Raw genomic sequence first — 23,757 nt, forward strand, 5'->3', positions numbered from 1 at the left:
TGCGGCGGAACATCCTGTAGTTCGTCGCTCAGACGGTCCCGCCGAGCGATCCTTCGAGTTGGGCCATCTCCTGACCGCCTGCCATCAGGTCCTGCAACTGTTCCGGCGTAATCTCGCCGCGCTTTGCCGTTCCCAGTGTCTTGCCGCGGTTCAGCACGGTAAAGCGGTCGCCCACCGCCAGCGCGTGGCGCACGTTGTGGCTGATGAACACAACGCCGACGCCCTGGCTGCGCACCTTGTCGATGGTGGCCAGCACGTTCGAGGTCTGGCGCACACCAAGCGCCGAAGTCGGTTCGTCCAGGATCAGAATCTTGGCACCGAAATAGACCGCGCGGGCGATGGCAACGGTCTGACGCTCGCCCCCGGACAGGGTGCCCACGGCCTGATCCGGCCCACGCAGGTTGATGCCCATCTTGCGCATCTCTTCCATGCAAACATCGTTTGCCTGATCGACGTCGAACCGCTTGAGCAGACCTTTGCCCTTGGTAGGCTCACGGCCCATGAAGAAATTGCGCGTCACGCTCATCAGCGGGATCATCGCCAAGTCCTGGAACACGGTCGCAATGCCCGCCTCCATCGCATCGCGCGGCGTGTCGAAATGCAGGGGCCGACCTTCGAAAAAGATCTCGCCCTTGGTGGGTTTGTGCACGCCGGACATGGTCTTGATGAAGGTGGATTTACCCGCACCGTTGTCGCCCAGCAGACAGTGGCATTCCCCGGGCTTGACGTCAAAGCTGACGCCGGCAAGGGCGATGATATTGCCAAAGTGCTTTTCGATATTTTTCATTTCCACGATCGGGGCGGCATCGGTCGCGTCGCCGTGGTGAAACTTGGTGTCTTCGGTCATATCAGCGCTCCCCGGTTACGCGTTTACGGATCGCGTTGTTGAACAGAACGGCGATCAGCAGCATGGCGCCCAGGAAGACCTGAAACCAGTCCTGATCGAAGTCGGTATAGGTGAGGCCGATGACAACCATGCCGAAGATGATCGAGCCAAAGAACGCCCCGATGGCCGAGCCATATCCGCCGGTCAGCAGACAGCCGCCGATCACTGCGGCGATAATCGCCTCAAATTCTTTCTGGAAGCCCCGGCGCGCATCGGTCGAACCAGCGTCCATCACCGTGATGATCGCAACCAATGCGGCGCAGCAGGCGGTCAGCATGAACAGCGAAACCTTGACGCGGTTGACCGGAACACCCGAGTTCGAAGCCGCAACCCTGTCCCCGCCCGAGGCGAAGATCCAGTTTCCGACCGGAGTGCGCAGCAGCACATAAGTCGCCGCCAGCGTGATGACGATGAACCACAGGATTTCGACTGGGATACCCGGCACCTTGGGCGCACCGCTTTTGAACGTGTCGATCATGCCGTTGGCCGCCAGCCAGGCGAACAGGCCTCCGAACGCTTCGCCGGAAAAGAATGGTGCCAGCCAGTCGTTTTCGACCGCATCGCGCACGCCGCGCAACTGGGTCGAGCCGCCTGTCGCCATTTTCAAACCAACCAGGGACAGGCCGCGCAGAATGAACAGAAACGCCAGCGTCACGATGAACGATGGCAGGCCCGAGCGGATCACGATATTGCCGTTGATCGCACCGACACAGGCCGCGAACAGGAATGTCATTGGGATGGCGAAGATCAGCGGCAATTGCCAGGTCACGACGCAGACGCCGAAAAACAGCCCCGAGAACGCGACCATCGACCCGATCGACAAGTCGAACTCTCCGCCGATCATCAGCAGCGCGGCCCCGATGGCCAGAATCCCCAGCTGCGCGGCGGGGGTCATGAAGTTCATGACGCCGGCAAGGGTAAACATCGACTCATCCGCAGTGATCGCAAAGAACACGAAAACCAGGACGGCACCTGCCATGGCGCCCAACTCAGGCCGTTTCATGAGTTTGGTTAGGAACGGTTCTTTCTTGACCCTTTCGTCCGATACGACGGGCGCTGACTCACTCATGGTTTCCTCCCAATTCGGTGAGATCGGCGCGCTGGCGCCGATCCTGTTGTTTGCCGGAACCTTCCGGGATTAGCGGATGCCCTGCGCGGACAGGTCGATCACCTGCGCCGCCTTTTCCTGCGTGATCAGGTTCGGACCCGAAGGCACGTTGCCGCCGGGCATCAGGCCGTATTTGGCGTGCAGACCCATGAAGTTCACCGACAAGTAGCCCTGCAGGTACTGCTGCTGGTCGATGGCAAAGGCCGCGTCGCCATCCGCGATCGACTGCAGGAAGTTTGCCGACAGGTCGAACGAGGCGACGTTCACATCGCGGCCAGACCCTTTGACGGCTGCAACCGCAGGCTCACCGGCCGAGCTGGCACCCAGCGCCATGACGGTGTCGATGGCTTCGTTGGCGGCCAGCGCAGCAGCCACCTTCGATTCGATTTCCGAAGGATCGTTCGAGGTCGGCAGAACTTCGACATTGCCGCCAAAACCTTCGGTGAAGCCCGCGCAACGCAAGTCAAGCGCGACGTTGCCCACCTCGTGGTTGACGCAGATCGCCGTGCTGCCGCCCATCGACGCCAGTTTTTCGCCAGCAGCCTTGCCCGCGTCGAACTCGTCCTGACCGACATGCAGTAGGGCGCCCAATTCCTTGGAAACGTCAGAACCCGAGTTGATCGAGATCACCGGGATACCGGCTGCAACTGCGCGTTCGATTGACGGGCCTAGCGCATCCGCATCCGGGATCGAAACGATAAGACCATCGGGTTCCTGGTTCACGGCAGCGTCGATCAGCTGCGACATGGCCACCATGTCGAAAGTTTCAGGCGCGCGATATTCGACGTTCACGCCCACGTCCTTGCCGGCCTGTTCGACACCGTTCTTGACGACGTTCCAGAAGGCATCATTGGCCTGGCCGTGCGAAACGACAACAATCTCCTGCGCGAATGCAGGTGTCGCCAGCGCCAGAGCCCCTGCTGCCAGTGCGCCCTTTACGAACTTATTCATTCTGTTTCCTCCCATTAGAACAGTCTATTTTCGTGTCGGGGTGTCAGCCCCAATCATTCGGCAGCGCCGAATCTCTGCGACTCCGGTCTGATACGGAGCTGATGTCAGTTTGAAGCATTCCGGTCATTTTGCAACCGGTTTCAAAATTTCAGACATGTCAACCGGCCTTCCGGACTGCGCCGACCGCGTCGCGGCCTCGGCCATTGCAAGCGCGGCAACCCCGTCTTCCAGCGTTACCGGCAGCGCGGCACCCGTCAGGGCCGCCTGTACAAACGCATCCCATTCCGCCTGATAGGCCGGCATGTAACGCTCCAGGAAGAAATAGGTTGGTTTCGCCCCGACAACGCCTTTGTCGGTGGATTTGACCACAGTGTTTTCCAGCATATTGTGAGCCTGCAACAACCCCTCAGAACCCAGCAGTTCGACGCGCTGATCATATCCGTAGGCCGCCCGGCGGGAATTCTTGATGACGGCAATCCGACCATCATTATAACTCATTGTAACAACAGCGGTATCCACGTCTCCGGCCTTGCCGATTTCGGGATCCACAACCGATGCCCCCACGGCGGAGATGGTTTTTGGCAGCTGACCCATTAGATAATTCGCCATGTCGAAATCGTGGATCATCATGTCCCGGAACAAGCCGCCGGACACCTTGATATAACTGACCGGCGGTGGAGCGGGGTCGAATGAGGTGATCGACAACATTTCGGATTTGCCGATTTCCCCTGCGTCCAACGCAGCCTTAAGCGCAGAAAAGTTGGGGTCGAACCGGCGGTTGAACCCGATCATGACAGGTTGGCCACTGTCCGCCGTGGCCTTTTGACAGGCGATGGCGCGTTCGAGGTTCAGATCAACAGGTTTTTCACACAGAACCGCCTTTCCGGCACGGGTTGCCGCTTCGATCAGGTCGGAATGAGTGTCCGTTGGCGTGGCGATCAGCACCGCATCGATTGCCGGGTCCGCGATGATGTCGTCAGAACTGCGGGCCTCGGCCCCGGTGTCCGAGGCAAGGCTTTCAGCCGCCTCTGCCACCGCGTCGGACACAGCACATAGCTGGCTTTTGGGGTGGGCGGTGATCGCCTGCGCATGCACGCGGCCGATACGTCCGGCCCCCAGCAATCCGATCCTCAGCATTCAATTCTCCCGAATCCTTTATTCGCGTGACAGAATGTTTCGCTTTGCAACCGGTTGCAAGATGTTTTTGCGCTGTGCTGAAAATTGGTGCAGAATCCGGCCGCATGAGCCTGTCAGACCCGATGTGGCAGGCCCGGCTTTGCCGTGTTCTTCGTTGCCGGATCTGCTGCCTGACTGCACTTGAAGCGTGCCTACGACACACCGTTTGCAACAACGGCTTCGGCGATTTTGGGGTCAACGACGACCACGTCGACAGTGGCGATATCCTCAAAAATCTCTGCATGCAGGGTATCACCCAGAACGTCCTGCATCTGCGCCTTGTGGCCATTGATGGATGCGTTCAGCACATCCGCGTATTCCGTTGGCGTCAGCTTTCCGGCAGCAAGCTTCGTGTAGGCTTCCAGCAGGTCATGACGCAACTGGACGATCATTTCCTGATGCGAATCCACGTGCGATTGCATCAGTCCCGGATGTTCGTTTGGAGATACCAAAAACTCTGTTTCTTCCGAACACCGCGGGTAGCGCTTAGTCAGGCAGCCGTCGCAGATGCTTTTCCACTTTTTGACACCCAGACCGTCAATGGCCAACAGACCCAACCGCCCGTAAAGCGTGTGCGTCAGATATCTCCAGCCCTTTGATTTATAACCTTTTGCGTCATTCACCTCGAGCCCGGCTGTACACATGATCCTGTTAGTCGCCTGATGGCAGACACCGTCGAGACCGTACCGGATTCCGGCCAGACCCTTTGTCAGCGGGTCGGTTCGCATTTGCGATAGGCAATCACATTCGGGTTGAAAGGCCATTCCATGACCAATGGACCGCTGATTTTCGTCGTGATCGCCCCCGCAAGGCCACAGGTAGTTCCGCTTACCGGCATCATCGTATCCAACCGCATATGTATGGTCGGCATTCGACTTGATCGGATCGATAAAAGCGCCCTGCGCGAACATCTCGACCTTTCGCTCTTTGTAAGGGTCATAGATGTCGAACTCATCCTGCCACAACCGGTGGCGCTTCCCCTTGACCGGGTGATAGACTTCGGCGCTGACAAATCTCGGCCTGTTCGGATCGATACTCAGCCGAACGACCACCTCGTAGTTTGCAAGCGTCCATTTGTGGCTGTCCTGACCGTCCCAATGACCTTTGGCGGGGTCCAGAGTGATGCGGTAGGTGTGGTCCTTGCAGCCTGTTACGCTCGTTGGAACCTCAATCCTGGCTTTTGGGAAATCCACATAGACTTTACCGTGAAACTTCACCGTGATTCCGGGCGCAACGCTCAGCTTTTGTGTCGGGATTTTGTATGTTCGCATAACAATGACCTTTCTAAAAATATTCGAAAGGTACATTGATCGGGCCAATCCGTCTGTGACGTATTCACGAAGCTCTCAGAACACAGCCCAAGTCCGGGCCGCATGTCCCCAGCCTAGCCCCCGACGTAAACGCCGCTTTTGGGCCGGTAGAATATCTTCTGGTCGTGAAGCCGCCCCAACAGTTCCTGAATGTCGCGAAGCGTTTCTTCCCGCTTCGATTTCTCGTCTTCATCCTCTTGCGCAGATGCGTGAGACTGCGATGCCAAAGCGATCCGGAGAGAGCTTTCGATCAGGTCGATGTCCTTGACCGACAGTTCGAACATGTCGTTGTAGCGGGGCATTTCGAAACCTCCTGGCTGGGCGCAGGTTTCCAGACTGCCCCACGTCGCGTTTGATTACCACTTTTTCGTTACGGTGCGGGAAATCGTTGGGCCTATTGGATGGCAGAGTATGGCCACTCTCCAAATTTCGAACAGCCCATTTATGAAGCTCTGTCGCCAATTTTCGCCCAAACGACAATGAAAGCCACAAGTTTTGCAAGCTCAGGATGTTAACCTGTTGTTGTAAAATGGCGATCCCTGAAGGACTCGAACCCTCAACCTGCTGATTAGAAGTCTTACTACTCTCCTTTCGATACAGTTCCAGGCACTTCTTTCAAACACCAAATCTCTTTATTTTTATGGAACTTATGGACTACCGCCTACGATCGAGCTCTTGTCAACTCTCTTTCTTGTGCTTACCTATTGCTTACCTAGCGTAGAATGCTCTTACGATGCCAAACATCCGACTGACAAAAACAAGCATTGATCGCCTTTCGCCCACAAATCGTGAGGCAATCTATTGGGACGAGAGTTTACCGGGCTTCGGACTGCGGGTGAAAACCACTGGCGTGAAGAGTTTTGTCATTCAATACCGAAGCAAGCAAACTGGTCGGTCGAAACGTAAGACTTTGGGCAAGTATGGGCCAACGCTTTCGCTTGGCACAGCACGTGAGATGGCGCGAAACCTTCTCGCCGAAGTTATCAGAGGTGGGGATCCGGTCTCAGACGGGCAGTTGCTGCGAAAATCGCCAACAGTCTCCTCACTTGCCGAGCAATACTTGACCGAACATGCGGTCCCAAAGAAAAGGCCCGGTAGCGTACGGAATGATCTTTCCATGCTGGAGAGGTACATTTTGCCTAAGCTGGGTGAATTGAAGGTCATTGAAGTGACACACCAGCATATCCAGAAATTGCACAACCAAATGCGCGACACTCCTTATCAGGCCAATCGAACGCTCGCGCTTGCTTCAAAAATGTTCCAACTGTCGGTACGCTGGGGGATGCGATCTGACAATCCCGCGCGTGGTGTTGAAAAATACTTAGAGGAAAAACGTGATCGCTGGCTTTCCGATGCGGAACTTCAACGGCTTCTATTGGCGCTATCCGAACACCCCAATCAGACTGCTGCCAATGCAATCCGCTTCCAGCTTCTGACAGGCGCGCGGATTGGAGAAGTTCTGACAGCCAAATGGGAAGACATTGATCTAGAACGTCGCGTGTGGACGAAACCATCGCATCACACCAAGCAAAAACGGCGAGAACACCTACCTTTGTCTTCGGCAACCACTGCCTTGCTGTCGGAAATGCAAGTGTCGAATACGCTAAACAGCTCATGGCTCTTTCCCGGACGCGATCCTGGGCAGCCGTACAAGGACTTGAAAGGGTTCTGGCGGTCAATAACGAAGTCCGCAGGTCTCGAAAACTACAGGGTACATGATAACCGGCATACACACGCTTCACATCTGGTTTCTAGTGGTTTGAGCTTACTGATAGTGGGCAGGCTTTTGGGACACACGAACCCGTCTACCACGCAACGCTACGCGCACCTCGCAGATGACCCGTTGCGGCAGGCAGCGGATGTGATGGGTAAGAAGATCAGCGGTGGCAGTTCCTGAAACCTGAGAATTTCCTGTGCTGAAGACACGCGAGCGGCAATTAGACTGCAGCTGTCGGCACAGTGTCGATGTTTGGGACGGAAGGGAATGGACGGAGATCTAAGATGTCCAAATCTCTACTTCCCGTTGTCACAACGCGTCGTCCGCCTTGGAACAAAGGCAGACTAGTCGGACAGAAGCGGCCATTGCAGTCAAAGCAAGTCTGGGCCATTCGCGCTCGGCTCGAACTTGCAAACAAGCTGAGAGACCTGGCATTGTTCAATCTTGCCATCGATAGCAAGTTGCGCGGGTGCGATCTCGTCCGCTTGAGGGTTAACGATCTCGCCGTCGGCGATTCTGTTCGCGATCGGGTATCCGTTGTTCAAAGCAAAACTGCAAAACCGGTGCAATTTGAAGTGACGGAGAATACACGTGAAGTCGTGTCGCAATGGGTCTCTTCTCAATACATGCTTGGACAACGGTATCTGTTTCCAAGTCGTATGCATGCTTTGCCGCATCTTTCGACCCGGCAATACGCTAGGCTTGTCCGGGAATGGGTGTCAGCGATTGGTCTCGATCCGTCCAGCTACGGCACGCATTCGCTTAGGCGTACCAAAGCGGCTTTGATATACAGAAAGACCGGAAACCTACGTGCCGTTCAACTTCTGCTCGGTCACAGCAAAGTGGACAGTACGGTGCGTTACCTTGGCGTCGAGCTTGAAGACGCGCTTAGTATTGCCGAACGTATCGATCTTTAATGCTTTGGCGGGCGGGATCGTCCGCTCGCCGCTCCCAAGCAGACTTTCGGAATCTCCCTTTAATCTTCCGCTTCGAGCCCATTTTGTCCGATGCCGCGCGGCGCATGAATGTCCGGTACTGTGAATTTAATCGATGGTCAGGCGACAAGTCCCAGCTCTTTGTCGGTGGCTGTCGCTGCATATTTTTCCCTTGGGGGCATGGGTCTCGATTGCCAAGGCGGTTCGAAGGCGAAACTTGAAACGCTGCGACCGTCAGGTAGGGCGCCGTTTCCGGCCCCGAGCGCGTAGTCGTAGTAGAGTTTGACGATCTCTTCTTCAGTCACCTGCGATGTTTCTGGATGCGCCATGCATGCATCACGCCACGCTCGTACCCGGTCATAGTCTTTGCCAACGGGTAGTTTGAACCCTTCGTAGTAGTCAAGAAACCAAAACCGCTTGAACATCGGGGTAAAAACAGCCTCTGCCAAACCGAAGTCCTCGAACAGGAATGTGCCAGTCGGATTATGATGAGCTAAGAAATCATCAAGGTCTCGATAGAGCGCGAGGAGTTTATTCAAATGCTCATCTCGGAGCGCCTGATCCTGATTCATGACAAAGAGATAGCCTGCCATTGTAAAGGGTCCTTCGCGGGCGATCAGCATCGACTCAATGGCGTGCTCGGCAGGATCACTGCGGCGCAATGGTGCCCCTGGCAGCGCCTCATCAAGATAGCGCAGGATCACGAGGCTTTCTTTTAATATGCGACCGTCGCTGGTTTCCAGCACGGGCAAGGCTGTCGTACCTCGGGTCTTGGCTAGCAATTCGGGATCGCGAGGCTTGGTGATGTCTATGACACGAAATTCCACGGCATCCGTCAGTCCGCGCAGCGCCAGTAGGATTTCCAGTCGCTGCGAGAAGGGACAGACGGGGATATGATAGACGATGTGTTTGCCAGTCATGGTATCAATCCAACGGCGGGCCAGTGAAGATCATGTTGTGCCGCTTGGCGCTCTCTTCAATAGCAGGCATGTCCTCGGGAATGCGGCACTGACCGGCTGCCATGTCGGAAAAGAAGCCTTCGAATCCGCCGGGTGTCAGGATCACGAGATGGCGGCAAGGTTCGTCGTCTGTTACCTTGAAGGTATGTTCCTTGCCTCGTGGGATGAATACGCTTTCGCCGGCCCCTGCGGTGAACTCCTCGCCTTCCAACCAGAACCTGCATGTGCCGGTCAGGATTACAAAGGTTTCGTCTTCGTTTTGATGCACATGGCGCGGAGGGCCGCTACCCGCAGGGGACCAGCTGTCCACGATGGACATTGCGCCGCCTGTCTGTTCTGGGCCGAGGATGGTTTTGTATTTTACGCCGAGCCATTCGATGGCTCCGTCGATTTGGGCCAGGTCCTTCATCGTTTCTCTCCATTAGCGTCGGATTGAAACGAAAGCGCTTCCGTTGACAGAAACTTATCCGAAGGCCAACCTATCAGGCAAACCGCAATATCTAATATAGGATATCGGCCAGGTGAATTTCGCTACACTGGACCTCAATCTTTTGCGCGTGTTGGACGCCCTCTTCAGTGAAGGCTCAACCGTAAAGGCGGCCGACAAGCTCGCCATGTCGCAATCCGCAGTCTCTGGTGCATTGTCGCGTCTTCGTCATGCCTTGGACGACCCCCTTTTTGTCCGGCAGGGAAACCGTTTGGTCGCTACCGATTACGCGTCCAGGATTGAATCCGGTTTGCGCGAAGAACTCGAACGTCTGGAAGCTTTGCTAGCGCCGCCAGCTACCTTTGATCCGCGAACCGCTGAAGGCACTTTCCGGATCGCCGCCAGCGATTTTTTCGCGGAACTCCTGATGCCACCCTTGGGTGATCTCCTGCAAAAGTCAGCGCCCAATCTACGAGCACAGCTGGTTGATCTGGTTCCGAATGACTATGTGGCCAGTCTTGAACGACGCAATGCTGACATTGCGCTGATCCCAGATTTGCTCCTGCCGGACTGGGTCAATCGAGAGCCACTCTTCCATTCGCCGTTCCACGTGATAGCTCGCAAGGAAAATCCAAAGCTTGAGGAGCTTCAGGAAGGAACGCAGATGCACATGGATACGTTCTGCGAACTCCACCACGTTTTGTTTTCCCCAGAAGGGAATCTGGCTGCAATGGGTGATGCTGCCCTTAATCGCGTCGGAAAACAGCGCCAAGTAGCTATGACAGTGCCCGTCTTTAGTGGCGTTTGCCGTGCGGTTAGCGAAAGCGACCTCATCGCGCTTGTACCCGCGCAACTTGCAAAGAAAGTGGCCAAGACATTCGAACTGAACGTGTTCGAACCTCCGATGCATATTGAACCGGCGTTGATCATCGGCATCTGGCACAAGCGTTTCGACAACGCCCCGATGGCGGCCTGGATGCGTAGCCAAGTCTTCGAATTAATGAAGGGTTTGGAATTTGACGATTAGTCAAACTGTTCTAAGCAGCGCCCGTATGGCAGATACAAGTTGACGTTTCGAATAACAGAATCGAAATAGGTTCTATCAACCAATGCAGACATTCGCGCAGCCGCAGCGAACGAACATTTTGGTCCGCAAAGTGGTCGTTAATGGCAAGTACGGCGGATGACCGCGTTGAGCCCAAAGCGACCCTGAGAAATGACGCAACTCGTCGCCCGCGGTGAATGTAGATAGCGAGCTTTAGGTTGGGTCGTGGTAGAATATCGAAAGGCGAGAACGTCTTACATATCTTCCATTCGATTATTAGCCTACGCTCTAGTAACCCATCTAAGCCTCTATGCTTGGATCGGTTCACCTGGCAACCCAATAGCCTCTCTGATGGGGTCAGGCAGATGAAGATTTTGTGCGAGGATATCCGCTTTTTCTGACAGCGCTTCCGCACGTTCTGCAGCAGTTTCTGCTTTGGGGTGCATTCCGGACTTCCTGAGTATCCACGCCTTCACTAACCAAAAGTGTCTGCAGTAGGGGCGCATTTCAGTAGCGTCTGAAATTGCTTCGATCGCGAGTTGCTTATCACCTGCCATCATGTGGGCAATCGAAAGGGGATAAAGCCGGTACGGAAGAAACGGATCCTCGGTGGAACGACTCACGGCCTTCGCTAAACTTTTCCGAGCAGCTTCCCAGTTGCCGGCAATAACTTCGGTGTAACCGCTCGCCTCCATACCCAAAACGTAGCTGGGATTCAGTCTGAAAATCCTATCAATGTCCTTCCGGGCGCCATGCAGATCACCCGCGAGGCGCGCGCGCACCTGCGCCCGCGTATACCAGCAGTAGTCAGAGCGAGGCGCAGCCTGAACGGCCTTGTTTGATGACTCTATGATCCGCATTCGCAAATCAGGATCAGCCTCGCGATAGCATGCTTCTAAGGGGTACAATTTGGCTTCACACCACATTGCAAGCCCGGACCCGTTCTCGGGATCAAGTCGAAGCGCTCGATCCAGCAATTTACCCGCATGCCTATAGTCCTCGACGGTGGCACGGTAAAACAGCATTGCCGCTCGGGATCTCAACTCACTTGGGCTCAATTGATCGTCTGGAATGTCATTAAGACGGTCACCGTCAAACGCATTGATCTGCAGACGTAAATCGTCTGACAGCTGTTCTGCAGCCCGGTCGCTTAGTTCAAACAAATCCTTTGAATCTCCGTTTAGGAAGCGCGACCAGGTTACCTGTCCATCTCCCAACCGAGTAAGGCTGGACGATATCCTTGCTTCAGTCTCCCGGCAGCGCAACCTGCACCTCAGGCTGTAGGTTGCTTTGGTCTCGGATGTTGAATCTGTTGCAATTACACGCACACCTGTGCGGCGCGAAAGACTGTGAACCAACTGCTCCTGCAGGTCAGCGCAAACCTCAAGAGTCTCTCTCGTTTCGGGAGCACTTGTGACCGGCTCGACCGCAATGGAAGGCAATTCGGTTAGTTCAATTTCACGCTGCGTGGCGGGCCGCCATTGAAACCCATTCACCGGATTAGCAAGATTCTTCAAATCGAACGTACCCGCATCGCTGAAACCCGCCGAGAACTTATCGTCCAACTGCCGCTTAAGGTCTTCGGAGATCATCACACCACCGGGTGGCGCTTCGGTTTGCAGGCGGGCGGTAATATTTATACCGGCGCCATAAATGTCGGCCTCGTCTTGAACGATCTCACCGAGATGCGCTGCCATCCTCAGCCTGATTTTCTTATGGTCGACCAGTGCCAATTGCACAATTTGAGCGGTTTCGATTGCCGCTGATACTGAAGTAAATGCAATAATCCATCCATCGCCCATACGCTTCAGTATTTCGCCGCCTCTTTGTACAGCCTCTGGTTCCAGTAGTTTATCCCGAAGTTCGTGGACCAGCCCGATTGCGAGCGACTGATCCGCCTCCATTGCGGACGTATAGCCGACCAGGTCGGCCATCAAGATTACGGCCAGGCGAGCTTTCATAAAGCAAGGTTAAGACAACGCTCAGGTATTGTCATCTTTTGAAGCGGGCGAAGCGGCTTCTGGGCATCACCAAAGCAATGCAATGAATGGCGGCTTCGTCCGCGAAGTAGACGTTCAAGCAAGTTGCAGCGAATGTCTGCTTCGAGCCCAATGCAGACATAGTGTTCGGGCGCAGCATTGGTCGCAAAAGGCGGTTTGCGCAGCCTTGCTATAGGTGGAAGTAAAGGTGGCTGAACGTAATTTTTAGGGTCTTAGCATTTAGGTATTCAACGGGGGCATTGGGCGCGTAAACGATTTTTCTGTCTATTGGTTGAAACCGGCTGCGTAGCCCAAATGTACTTTGATACTTCCCCGAAACATCAAGAGGCATCGGCCTTTAGTTTGATACAACTAGGATGGGCAGGCCAGAGATCATATTTTCAAGGGGATGATTTGACTTGCTCCCAAAGCGGCTGGAACTGTTCAGACCCTGGCCAATCAATTGTACGACTTCCGGTGATCCTGCGAATTTCGAATGGCTGCCAGATTTGGAGTCATCAATATTGCTCAGGTCGATCACAGTCACTCCAAGCTCGGCAAGTTCGGCTGAGTCGGACGCTCCCACCCTGCTAATCCCACCCGAAATCCTGCGAGAAAACCCAAGGGCGTTATCATCCTTGGATGTCAGGACAAACAATTTGGTGCGGTCTCCGTCTATCATGCCCAATTGAGACCGGAACACATCAATATCTATGTCCGGAGATGCCATCATGACGGATTTGAGGCGACCCGTGGAGTTGAACTTGCCCGCCCGTTCGGCAAAGACGATTGCTTCCATTAACAACATCGAGCCCATCGAGTGTGCGAATATGTCAGCGCCATTTGCCTTGGTTCTGACAAGTATGTCTGCGGCCTTCAGGAACTGCGGACGCGCGGCAAGAGCGCTGTTCAGATCATACACGTACTTGACCGGTTGTGCTGCAGACGCCCAGGAGAACAAGACAGGCACGCCTTTAAAGTCCGTGTCTTCTACAAACTGGGCCAGCCTAAGGATCGAATCGCTGATAGTGTTGTTGTAGCCATGCACAAAGAACAGAATGTCGCGATCACCGGGTGGCAACTTGGCGAGCGCTCCATTCAGGGACCTGATGAATGCATCGTCGGTTTGATAGACTGTCGGTTCGATGACCGCAAATTCAGTTCTTGGGTCCGGCGGCATCCTCTTGGAACGCTCTAACTCTCCTGAAACATGATTAGGTGGTATCGATACTACAACCGATGCTAATCCCAGTTCTGGAGCTCTTTGGCCAGAGTAGAATGCTCCAACAACCTCTGTCGCTTGCCTTGTGGTGGTGATGAAAATCTTTTGCCGCGTTGCCTCCGTGACAGAAACGGCAGGGATCTTGGAGTTGTCGATACCAACCAGTTCTGGGGAACGGGAACAAGACGTAAGCGCACCAGTTATCAAAAGAACAGTGAGAAAACCTCGAAACCAATCCACAACGACACCAAAATGATTCATAAACATAATCTTCCCAAATTCTAGTTATCACGGGCAAACAAGGCTTCACGAGCTGACACCCTATGTATAGCCCAATAGAAGCTTGAAGCTATTGATCTCGATCACAGCACTCAAATCCAATGAATCGATATTTGTTATTAAGTCCTTTTGTCGCTATTTTCAGGGATTTCGATACACGGTTGCCAACGCAAAATATTGGTCATCTAAGGCTCAAAAGTGTAAATTCACCGCGACCGGCAAAAAGGTCGGGTTCGGGCCAGAAGCCGCCGTCGGGCCAACCAGAACGAAGGTCTGGAAAGTCCGCACAGCAGACCTTGAGCGTTCTTCGCCAAATGTCCGCTATGCGGACGTAGCCGACAATCGTCTGAACAGTCTAGCTATTACAAACTGCCAATGCCGATAATTATCGTTCCAAATGGCACTGAAATCTAGCTTCCCGCAAACGGTCAGCCGTGCGTGGCGCGGTACTTGATTTGTAGTAACGTCCGCGTTGCGAACGAAACCGTATCTGGCCTCTATTCGAGATATGATGACAATCGGCCAAAACAGAATTTGCGATCCGTCAGAACTCTTTTGTTTATCCTGCTCAGATCAAAAACGAACAAGTAGCTCGTTTGATCCATTCGACTCAATGGTTAACGATTGATTTAGTACAAGTGAAAGTAGTAGATCAGACAAGGGTACTTGCGGGACTGTTCGGTGGATGAACTTGAAAAAATACTGAGCAACATCGGGTTTTCTCAATACCTCGATGCTTTTGTTCAAAACGACATTGATATGTCACTTATTGGCGATCTGACCCTCGATGAATTGAAGGAAATCGGCATCGTTTCTCTGGGGCACCGGAAGAAAATCCTGGCGGGTCTGAAAAAGGCCGCGGAAACATACGACCCAACTGTCACTGCACCCACATCTACAAACCTTGAAAGCTCCTCTGACGCTGAACGGCGAGACGTCACTACCATTTTTGCCGACCTCAGCAGCTATACTCAGTTATCGCGCGAACTGGACAAGGAAGATCTGCACGATGTGCTGTCTTGCTTGTATGATCGCTTCAATGAAATTGTGATCCGCATGGGTGGCACGGTTGACCGTCATATCGGCGATTGTGTGATGGCGGTTTTCGGCGCGCCGGTCTCATTTGGCAACGATAGTGAACGGGCGTTGCGGACAACCGTCGAGATGCACCGCGCCATGGAAGAGATATCTCGAAGATTTGGTCGTGAACTGACTGTTCATATTGGTGCTGCAGCTGGCAACGTTCTCTTCTCCAAGCGCGGTTACGGACAACGAAAAGACCAAGACTTTACTGTGACTGGAGATACTGTGAACCTAGCGTCCCGCCTTGCTGATCAGGCTGGCCCAAAAGAAACACTGATTGACGACAAGATATTTCTGTCTCTCAGTCAAAGCATTCATTGCGACGCTCCAGTCTCTTTACAGGTTAAAGGTTACGAAAGCCCCGTGCTGGCGCATCGGTTTGTCGGCTTCGGTAAGGCGGTCGCACAAAACAAAATTGTCGGACGTGATCGAGAAGTCGAGCTACTGGGTCGAGCACTTGACGGAACCATCTCGCGGCGTACTGGTGAAACGGTATACCTGCGCGGAGATGCGGGTATCGGCAAGACGAGGCTGGTTCAGGAAACTCTTTTAAAGGCAAAAGCGAAAGGTTTTGACAGGCATTCCGCACTGTTTCTTGACTTTGGTCTGGGAGATGCAGAGTCACCCGTGAACAAAATCATAAGCAGTATGTGTGGTCTGGGAGAGCATGCTCAACAATCAGCGGTCATGTCCGTGATCAAGCGATTGACCGAGGCAGACGTCCTGAATGAGATTTCCACACTTTTCATGGTTCAGATTCTGGGCGTGAAACCTGATCTTGAGATGTCGGTGATGCTTGGTGCCATGAGTGACACCGCTCGGGTGGAAGGGTTGCATGAAACCATCAGACGCGTCGTGCGTCATTTCTCAGCGCAAACACCGCAACTGATTGTTTTGGAGGATGTCCATTGGGCAGATCCCAAAATGCTGCCCTTGATAAATATTCTGGTCGATGAAAGTCAGGCCAATCCGGTCTTTCTTTTGCTTACATCACGTATGGAAGGATACGTGATGGACATGGATATTGCTCCGATCGAAAGTTCAGCGCGTGTAAGAAGAATGACCCTGGGCGCTCTGAAATCGGCTGATGCGATGGAACTTGCACAGATGACCATTCGCGTCACGAACCAAATGGTCGATGACTGTATCGAGAAGGCGCAGGGTAACCCGCTTTTTCTGGTTCAGATGTTGGCCCACGCGAACGATGTAGATGGGCTGGTTCCCAGTTCGATCCAAAGCTTGATTCAGGCCCGCTTTGACCGACTTGCGCCGCAAGACAAGAAAATACTGCATGCGGCAGCCGTGTTGGGGCAGCGTTTTACGATGAGCGCCGTGACGCAAATTGCAGAGGTGAACGTTTACGACGAGCGCCCATTGCTGGACGCAGCCCTGATAAAACCCATCGACGACGGATATCTTTTTGCCCATGCTCTGATACGGGATGCCATTCTCAGTACTATTCTGCGGAAAGACTTGCGCGCATTGCATTTGGCAGCCGCAAATTGGTTTGAGAAGCGCGGCGTCGTACTTTATGCGCAACATCTTTCGTTCGCCGAAGACCCACGCGCCGCTGAGGCGTTTCTCTCGGCGGCGCGTGACGCAAGAGATGCATTCCAATCAGATGATGCTCTGGATTTTGCACAAAAGGGGTTGAACTGCGATCCCGATCTAGACACGCGTGGTGCACTTTTGCGGGTCAAAGGCGATGTTCTGCGGGAGTCAGGTGACAGTGAGAAATCCATCACATGCTTCCGCGAGGCACAAGACTGCGCAGCGCATGCGTTGGACAAATGCCGTTCGTTGATCGGCATCGCTGCCGCCATGCGTATCCTGGACCGGATCGATGAAGCGTACGCGGTTCTCGACGAAGCCCAGACTATTGCCGAAGGCGGCACGCTTTTGTCTGAGTTGAGCAATATACACTATCTGCGTGGGAGCCTGCATTTCCCACGTGGTGATCTAGACGGTTGCCAGGAAGAACATTTCAAATCGCTTGAATATGCGCAGAGAGCCGATTTGCCGGAAAGGCAAGCCCTGGCGCTCAGCGGGTTGGGCGACGCCGCTTATGCGCGTGGCAGGATGTTTACCGCTCATGAGGTCATAGAAAACTGCCTGCAGCTTTGTGAACAACATGGTCTGGGTGCAGTACAAAGTGCTAATCTGTTCATGTTGGCCACAACAAAAATTTACATGAACCAGACCGAGCAGGCGCTGGCCTGCGCCTTGCAGTCAGCCGAATTGGCGCAAAAACTCGGAACACATCGTCCGGAAATCGTGTCTCGACTGACAGCGGGCTGGATCCTCACTTCGATGGCGCGGTATGCCGAAGCACGCTCGGAGATCGACAGGGGCAGCAAACTAGCCGAACGCATCGGCGCGAAACGGTTCATTCCCTTTTTGGAAGAGACACTTGCACGCATAGAGTTAGAACAGGGCAACGACATTGAAGCAGAGAGGCTTGCCGAGGCCGCGCTAACGAAAGTGCGCGAAATGGCGCTCGATACTTTTATAGGCCCTTGGGTGATGTCCACGGTTGCCCTAACGACATCAAATGCCGCGCGACGCATTGAAGTTCTGCGGGAAGGAGAAGCATTGCTTGCAAAGGGTTGTGTTGGTCACAACTACTTTCGGTTTTACCGAAATGCCATACAAGCTTGCCTGAACGCAGAGGCTTTCGAGGACGCAGAGCGTTTGGCGACAGCCCTCGAAGACTACACCGCGGACGAACCGACACCATGGTCGCAATATCATATTCAACGGACCAGAGCGCTGACAAACAAAGCGCGCGGGATGCCAGATAACGACGCATTGACATCACTTCGAACGACGGCAGAGGCGGCGAGCCTGTTCAACGCAATGCCCGTCATACGCAAAAAACCCTATCAAACGGCGGCGACCTAAAACTGATCGCACCTGCAGGAAAGGATACAACCCATGACCGAGACACAATCCTTGGGGACCGGAACAACGCAGGTTGTAAGCGACGATCAATGGGCTATCGTTCTTGAGGCGTTGCCGGATGCGGTGACGTTAAGCGAACCCCTCGAGTTGCGAGCATCATTCGATGTCTTAAACGTCGCCAAAGGAGATATCCTGCCGCCAAGCGGGATGTATGTTGTGCTCGAGGGCAATATCGCCCTTTTGCAAACTGACGAGAAGCTCGCGCGCGCCGAAACGGGAGATTATTTTTACGAGGCGCACCTTGCATATACGGAACTGCCGGTTGGCCTGACCGCCCAAGCAGAGCAAAACACAACTCTGGCTTACTTGTCGCGCAACAAATGGAGCGATCTGAAGAACGAAACACGCGAAGTATTTGTCTCAACGCTCTTTGGCGACCTGGTGAATGTCTACATGCAGGACTTCCAGCAATCCATCAATTGCTGCAGCGTTACTGCTGCGGCGTTGAGTATGACCGCACTTGGCTTCTCTTGCGAGGTCAATGACATCTTCCGGAAGGTCAACTTGCCGAGTTCCTATGTCGTCAACACGGGTATCGCGCTGGGTGAGCTTTTCGATATCGCTTGCAACTACATCCACACGGTTGGTCTTCGGGATCGGGTCAAAGTGACGCCTTTCTTCATGGACCCTGAAACAACCAGCGCGGAAACGTTGATGGAAGCCATTCTCGAATCCGAGCGTGTTGCGGGCAAAGACGATATCATTGTTGCCAATTTTCAGGTCGGCATTGCACACGGTCGTCCGATGCCCGGGGGGCATTTTGCCGTGATCGCCAAATGCAACCCGAGCACCGGCTTGCTGCATATGATGGATGTTCACCCGGAAAAGTATGGCAAGCTGTGGGTGACAACGGTCGGCCGGCTTTACGAAGCGATGTCCGATCGCGACGGAAGCTCGCACCGCGCACGGGGAATCTTGCGGTTCTCAGCCCGCGGTGCGGTCGCAACCGAACTCGAAGCGATCAAACGTGAGATCCGTTACGTGGACAGCACCATTCATCTAAGCATCTCGAATGACAAACGGCATGAGATGTTCAGGCGCTCCACACCCAACTTGAACGGTTTGAGTGTTCTTGCGGAAAGCTTCGAGATTTTCGGAGATCACGGTGCCAGCGAAGACAAGCTGATGCGGGTGGCAGAACTTTCCTACACGGAGTCGCTCGGCAAGGTCAGATCGGCCGCAGAGCTCAGCAAAATTGCTCGGAAGTATCTTGCTAAAATGGAAGATCTGCACGTCAAAGCCGAGTTTCATTCGTTCAACACGAGAACAAAAGAAAGCCCGGACACGGCGGAGGCTTGGTTCGAGGCGCAGTTGCGGACCCTTAAATCTCCTGAGACGCATAAGCCGGACCAGAGTTTTGATTCTCCCGATAGAGACGAACCGCACCAGAAAAAGCGTCACTTGCAGATCAACATCGATCTGAACAAGGTACTCGGACACAATGCCGTGGCTCTGCCCAGCAGCGATTTCACAGAAACAGCGCTCTTGCAGGAGTTCTGGTGCCTTTGTATCGCATACAATGAGGACACCGATTACGTCACCCTCGTGGATATGAGCCCTGCAACTTCGCAAGTCTGGCAGATAACCCGCACAGCTCTCTTTCATGGGCTGCGCGACAACAATGATCCCGAGATGGTCGTACTTCAAGAAAAAGAAATGCCGCGTGACCCGGGCGATGTCCAGCAGCTGTTAAAAGACCATAAACTGATCCTCTTTTATGACGACGAAGATCCGTGGTCCTACATGCTGCATAGTGTCTTGAACAACATCGGCGCCGAGGATCTGGTTGAGGTTGATGTGTCCGGCGACAGTACGCTTGCGACACGCATGCGGCGGCAGCTTGAAAAAATAACAAGCAAACCCACGGTGCCGTATTTGTTCCTCGAAGGCGAGTACCTCGGCAAAAGAAAAGACATTATGGATGCCTATATCGCCGGGCGACTTCAGGAAGACATCAAGAAGGCCGGCTTGCGCGTGTTGTTAAAAACCGAGACACCGAGCCTGGAGCACAATGACTACGGATATCCCAAGGGCGGTTTGACGGACCCACGCGACGGGAAGCGCAATGTGTTGCTTTGCGCTTGCGGCTCTTCTGCGGCGGATAAAGTGCCGGAACTTGTGCAGAAGCTCACCGACCTTGGTCACAACGTGAAACTGATCCCTTCACCCCACGCAGAGCACTTTTTCAGAGATGTGAAAGAACGAGACGAAAAGGCATACGACATTTACGACCACATCACCCCCAAAGATGTATACCGCGACAGCGATGAATGGAACTTCCGGTATACGCAGTTTGATATGGCGGTGCGCGCCTCTCACCTCGCATTGTGCGATTGGGCGGATTGCGTGGTTGTGGCACCAATTACATGTAACACTATGGGGAAAATTGCGCATGGGATCGGAGATACGCTGCTGACGTCGGTTTTTGTCGCCTGGCAGTATCACACCAAACCCGTCATATTTTGCCCTGCCTGCAATACGAATATGTGGAACAACATCACGACGCAGAACAATGTCGCTATCCTAAAACGTCTTGGAGGAACATTTGCGGGGCCGCGCCGCTCCAAACTCTCGAATGGCACAATGGGTATCGGTGCCATGGCCACTCCTAGCGAAATCGTCACGGCTCTGAACATTGCATTTGATGATCTGGACCATCAACCGGACCGCATTATCAAATGGGCGAAAGAAGCGTCCATGTCGCGCGATCACCTACTGTGGGATCGTATTTTCAGAATGATACGGGAAGATGTGGTTGGTGTGAATGTACTCGATCACGAAACAAAAGACACATTGCTGCATTTTGCTTGCGGTGGCCCCGGCGAGACACTGGGCACAGGAACCACCCACGGCATTGAACATGTCGCCGCTGTCGAAGAATTGTTGAAACTCGGTATCGACGTGAACAGCGTCAACATTGCTGGCTACTCTGCCATGCACGTTGCCATCAAGAACGGCGCAGAAGATATCATCAGGCTGATCCTCGACACTGGCGATTTCAAGGTTCTGAGTTGCATGCGGATGTTGTTGGACCCTGACGTCGAACTTTCAGACGAAACCCGGAAGTTGCTCAACGAGTGGGCCGAGAACGTGCGTAGTGATCTGCCGCAGGAGGAGGATTTAGATGAAGACGACGCGCTGGACGACGACAATGACACAACATACCTCTACTTTACGTATGGGTCGCTGAAGCGCGGATTCCCGAATTATGAGAAAAACGCAAAGCTGCTGAGCGATTTTGTCGGCGCGGCGACAACTACGCAGACCATGCCGTTGATCGTGCAGAAAGAACCGGCCTGCGACAATCCTAATTGTGGTTTCCTACATCGCATGGCGACGTTGGTGGATAAGAAAGGTTCGGGCAAACATGTCCGCGGCGAGGTGTACCGCGTGACGGCGCAGGGATTGAAAGAGCTTGATAACCTTGAGGGTTACGACCCCATCAACCGCGAAGGCAACACTTATGTTCGCAAAACAATTGCGGTCGATTTAGCGGGCAAAACTGAAAAAGCCTTTTGCTATTTCATTGTCAATCCGGAGAAGTACCAAGCAGCAGTTGCTGCAGGAACGTCTGAAATCGTTTCCGAGTACACGCAGGAGATGGCCATCGCGACACCGAAAACAGAGAGCGTTTAGGAGATGATATAGCCGTTGGAGTATCACAGTGTCTTTTGCAGTCAACGTTCAGTGCCAGGCCCGTAGAGCGAATGCGCCTGATCGGTTACCCGTGTTTAGAGACTTTAGACCACATCGTTATCGGATCCAACTGATGACGAGCGGCATTCGAAGATGATAATTTGGTCCGCTACTTGGCTGCACCGCATTTGCAAAATTGCCAATTTGGACCCCGATATATCCTCGGATGTGCCGACAATTTTATGTCGTCGCCAGACGAGCTATGTAAGTAACTGATATTCAAAAAAGTTGGTTCAAAAATGCTTCATTCGAACCGCGTCATCTGCGCTGTAGCATTCACCATTCTAACGCTACTTTCTTCGGTGGCTTTAGCGCAGTCTGTGGAACACCCCCTTCGGCCACCAAAGACCGGAAGCCCGCAGGCGACCTTGCAAGCTTTTGTTGCCGCGATGGCCGATGTTTACAAGATCGCAACGCAGCCTGATGCTAAAGGATCGGATACAATACTGCCTCTACGTCGAGCAGCGGCGACGATTGACATGTCGCTGTTTCCGCCTGAAATCCGGCGCAGCCAGTCCATTGAAGTTGCTTTACTGTTGGATGAAATTTTTGATCGTATAGGGCTACCGGACATCACTCAGGCGCCATCCGTTGACGATGAAACGCCAAACAAATGGCGCGTCCCGAATACCCCAATAACAATTGCTCTTGTCGAAAGCGGGCCGCGCACAGGCGAATACCTTTTTTCCGCCAGCACCGCTCAGAATATCCGCGAATATTATGATGCGATACGCGAACTGCCTTACATCGACACTTCGTCACCGGGCCTGTACACGGCCTATCTGACGACGCCCGGACCCGGGATCGCGCTCAGGTGGAGCGAAGGCTTGCCGGACTGGAGCAAGTTGGTCGTTTTTGAGCAAACATATTGGCAATGGATCGCGCTGGCCGGGGTTACAATACTGCTCACCGTGCAGTTTATTCCTATTTTGCGCACTTCGCGCTCGGTAGGCACCGCGGAAACGCAGGAGCAGGAGCGCGCGAAAAGGCTAAACCAGTTTGTAACTCTGCTTGCTGCGCTCGCACTCACGATAGCAGCAGCATGGTTTGTGGATGAAATCGTCAATCTCACGGGCGATACTCAGATCACCGTTGCCTATATTCTGGCCGTCCTGCGGTTTGTTCTATTGGGTTGGATTATCGTTGTTGCCGGAAATGTCTTTGTGGATGTTGTCAGTTGGGCGCGAGGTTTGGAGCCAAACTCGGCAGGGGTACTTTTGTTAACTGTTGCGAGTTGGATCGTTGTAGGGCTCTTTCTTTTTGCGCTCATAGTCGCGGCCGCACAAAGGTTCGGTTTCCCGGCTTATTCAGTAGTAACTGGTCTCGGCGTCGGCGGTATTGCTATCGGACTTGGCGCACAAGCATTGGTTCGGGATATCTTGTCCGGCGTATTTTTCCTGATGGACGATGCCTTTCGCAAAGGAGAATACGTGCAGGTGGGTGACGCTATGGGGAACGTCGAAAAGATCTCAATCCGGTCAATGCAACTTCGCCACCATCTCGGCGCCATTCATACAATCCCGTACGGGCAGATTGCTCAACTTACAAATTTCAGTCGCGATTGGGTCATTGTAAAACTCAGCTTCACGGTACCCTATGACACTGATCCGAAAGTCATTAAACGGAAGTTTAAGGAGATCGGCGAAGATATGGTGAACGACCCGGCTTTCGCGGGTAGTTTTATCGAACCCTTTAAGAGCCAGGGAGTTTTTGATTTCGACGATGTCGGTATGGTTGTCAGAGGCAAGTTCATGACTAAGCCTGGTGAACAATTTACTATCCGCGCGGAACTGCAGGCCCGTGTAAAGGCTGCTTTCGACGATGCAGGTATAAATTTTGCCCGTAAAGAGGTGCGGGTCGCGATGCCAGAAGTTGAAGGAACTGGCGATCGACCGAGCGCTGAGCAATTTGCGGCAGTTGCAGCGGCAAGTACCAGCGAATTTCCGAAAGAATAAACGACTACTTTGGGCTCCAAGCCGTCTTACAAGCATTTTTGATTAACGTCAGCTTTCGGGTCATTTGC

General features: G+C 53.6%; 16 protein-coding genes. 6 read left to right on the forward strand and 10 right to left on the reverse strand.

The features are described 5' to 3' along the window. Positions 1-28: 28 nt before the first annotated feature. The 6 genes from ACR0J8_RS03165 to ACR0J8_RS03190 form a co-directional block, all read right to left on the reverse strand. Positions 29-847, reverse strand: coding sequence for an ATP-binding cassette domain-containing protein (locus ACR0J8_RS03165; RefSeq protein ID WP_170679361.1), 819 nt, complete (start codon positions 845-847; stop codon positions 29-31). A gap of 1 nt (position 848) precedes the next feature. Next, positions 849-1,955, reverse strand: coding sequence for an ABC transporter permease (locus ACR0J8_RS03170; RefSeq protein ID WP_170614203.1), 1,107 nt, complete (start codon positions 1,953-1,955; stop codon positions 849-851). A gap of 69 nt (positions 1,956-2,024) precedes the next feature. After that, on the reverse strand, positions 2,025-2,945 hold the full coding sequence (locus tag ACR0J8_RS03175) for a sugar ABC transporter substrate-binding protein (RefSeq protein ID WP_170614202.1): 921 nt from the start codon (positions 2,943-2,945) through the stop codon (positions 2,025-2,027). A gap of 123 nt (positions 2,946-3,068) precedes the next feature. Next, positions 3,069-4,082: an inositol 2-dehydrogenase gene (gene iolG, locus ACR0J8_RS03180; protein WP_480522726.1), complete on the reverse strand. Its 1,014-nt coding sequence runs from the start codon at positions 4,080-4,082 to the stop codon at positions 3,069-3,071. Between the two features lie 191 nt (positions 4,083-4,273). Then, positions 4,274-5,392, reverse strand: coding sequence for a hypothetical protein (locus ACR0J8_RS03185; protein WP_480522725.1), 1,119 nt, complete (start codon positions 5,390-5,392; stop codon positions 4,274-4,276). Between the two features lie 113 nt (positions 5,393-5,505). Continuing rightward, positions 5,506-5,733: a hypothetical protein gene (locus ACR0J8_RS03190; protein ID WP_170614199.1), complete on the reverse strand. Its 228-nt coding sequence runs from the start codon at positions 5,731-5,733 to the stop codon at positions 5,506-5,508. Positions 5,734-6,164: 431 nt separating this feature from the next. Here ACR0J8_RS03190 and ACR0J8_RS03195 point away from each other — a divergent pair, with 431 nt between their 5' ends. Further along, positions 6,165-7,328, forward strand: coding sequence for a tyrosine-type recombinase/integrase (locus tag ACR0J8_RS03195; protein ID WP_480522724.1), 1,164 nt, complete (start codon positions 6,165-6,167; stop codon positions 7,326-7,328). Positions 7,329-7,432: 104 nt separating this feature from the next. Continuing rightward, the gene (locus ACR0J8_RS03200) at positions 7,433-8,065 is read left to right on the forward strand and encodes a tyrosine-type recombinase/integrase (RefSeq protein WP_480522723.1); all 633 of its coding nucleotides are present in this window, start codon (positions 7,433-7,435) and stop codon (positions 8,063-8,065) included. 137 nt (positions 8,066-8,202) lie between these two features. On the opposite strand, the gene ACR0J8_RS03205 is transcribed toward ACR0J8_RS03200, so the two are convergent. Together ACR0J8_RS03205 and ACR0J8_RS03210 are read right to left on the reverse strand one after the other, a co-directional pair. Next, complete coding sequence (locus tag ACR0J8_RS03205; RefSeq protein ID WP_480888868.1) at positions 8,203-9,003, reverse strand: glutathione S-transferase family protein; 801 nt, start codon at positions 9,001-9,003, stop codon at positions 8,203-8,205. Between the two features lie 4 nt (positions 9,004-9,007). Beyond that, complete coding sequence (locus ACR0J8_RS03210) at positions 9,008-9,451, reverse strand: cupin domain-containing protein (protein ID WP_480527971.1); 444 nt, start codon at positions 9,449-9,451, stop codon at positions 9,008-9,010. Positions 9,452-9,563: 112 nt separating this feature from the next. On the opposite strand from ACR0J8_RS03210, the gene ACR0J8_RS03215 reads away from it, so the two are divergent. Then, positions 9,564-10,496, forward strand: coding sequence for a LysR family transcriptional regulator (locus tag ACR0J8_RS03215; protein WP_480888869.1), 933 nt, complete (start codon positions 9,564-9,566; stop codon positions 10,494-10,496). 326 nt (positions 10,497-10,822) lie between these two features. Here ACR0J8_RS03215 and ACR0J8_RS03220 read toward each other — a convergent pair whose 3' ends face one another. Further along, positions 10,823-12,448 (reverse strand): adenylate/guanylate cyclase domain-containing protein, encoded by a 1,626-nt coding sequence (locus tag ACR0J8_RS03220; protein WP_480888870.1) that lies wholly within the window; start codon positions 12,446-12,448, stop codon positions 10,823-10,825. A gap of 403 nt (positions 12,449-12,851) precedes the next feature. Then, positions 12,852-13,982, reverse strand: coding sequence for an alpha/beta hydrolase (locus tag ACR0J8_RS03225; RefSeq protein ID WP_480888871.1), 1,131 nt, complete (start codon positions 13,980-13,982; stop codon positions 12,852-12,854). 693 nt (positions 13,983-14,675) lie between these two features. Here ACR0J8_RS03225 and ACR0J8_RS03230 point away from each other — a divergent pair. The 3 genes from ACR0J8_RS03230 (at position 14,676) to ACR0J8_RS03240 (ending at position 23,689) form a co-directional block, all read left to right on the forward strand. Continuing rightward, positions 14,676-17,978: an adenylate/guanylate cyclase domain-containing protein gene (locus ACR0J8_RS03230; protein ID WP_480522722.1), complete on the forward strand. Its 3,303-nt coding sequence runs from the start codon at positions 14,676-14,678 to the stop codon at positions 17,976-17,978. A gap of 33 nt (positions 17,979-18,011) precedes the next feature. Next, the gene (locus tag ACR0J8_RS03235) at positions 18,012-21,674 is read left to right on the forward strand and encodes a flavoprotein (protein WP_480522721.1); all 3,663 of its coding nucleotides are present in this window, start codon (positions 18,012-18,014) and stop codon (positions 21,672-21,674) included. Positions 21,675-21,973: 299 nt separating this feature from the next. Next, on the forward strand, positions 21,974-23,689 hold the full coding sequence (locus ACR0J8_RS03240) for a mechanosensitive ion channel family protein (RefSeq protein ID WP_480888872.1): 1,716 nt from the start codon (positions 21,974-21,976) through the stop codon (positions 23,687-23,689). Positions 23,690-23,757: the final 68 nt, after the last annotated feature.

It is taken from the genome of Ruegeria sp. N11, from assembly GCF_056531525.1.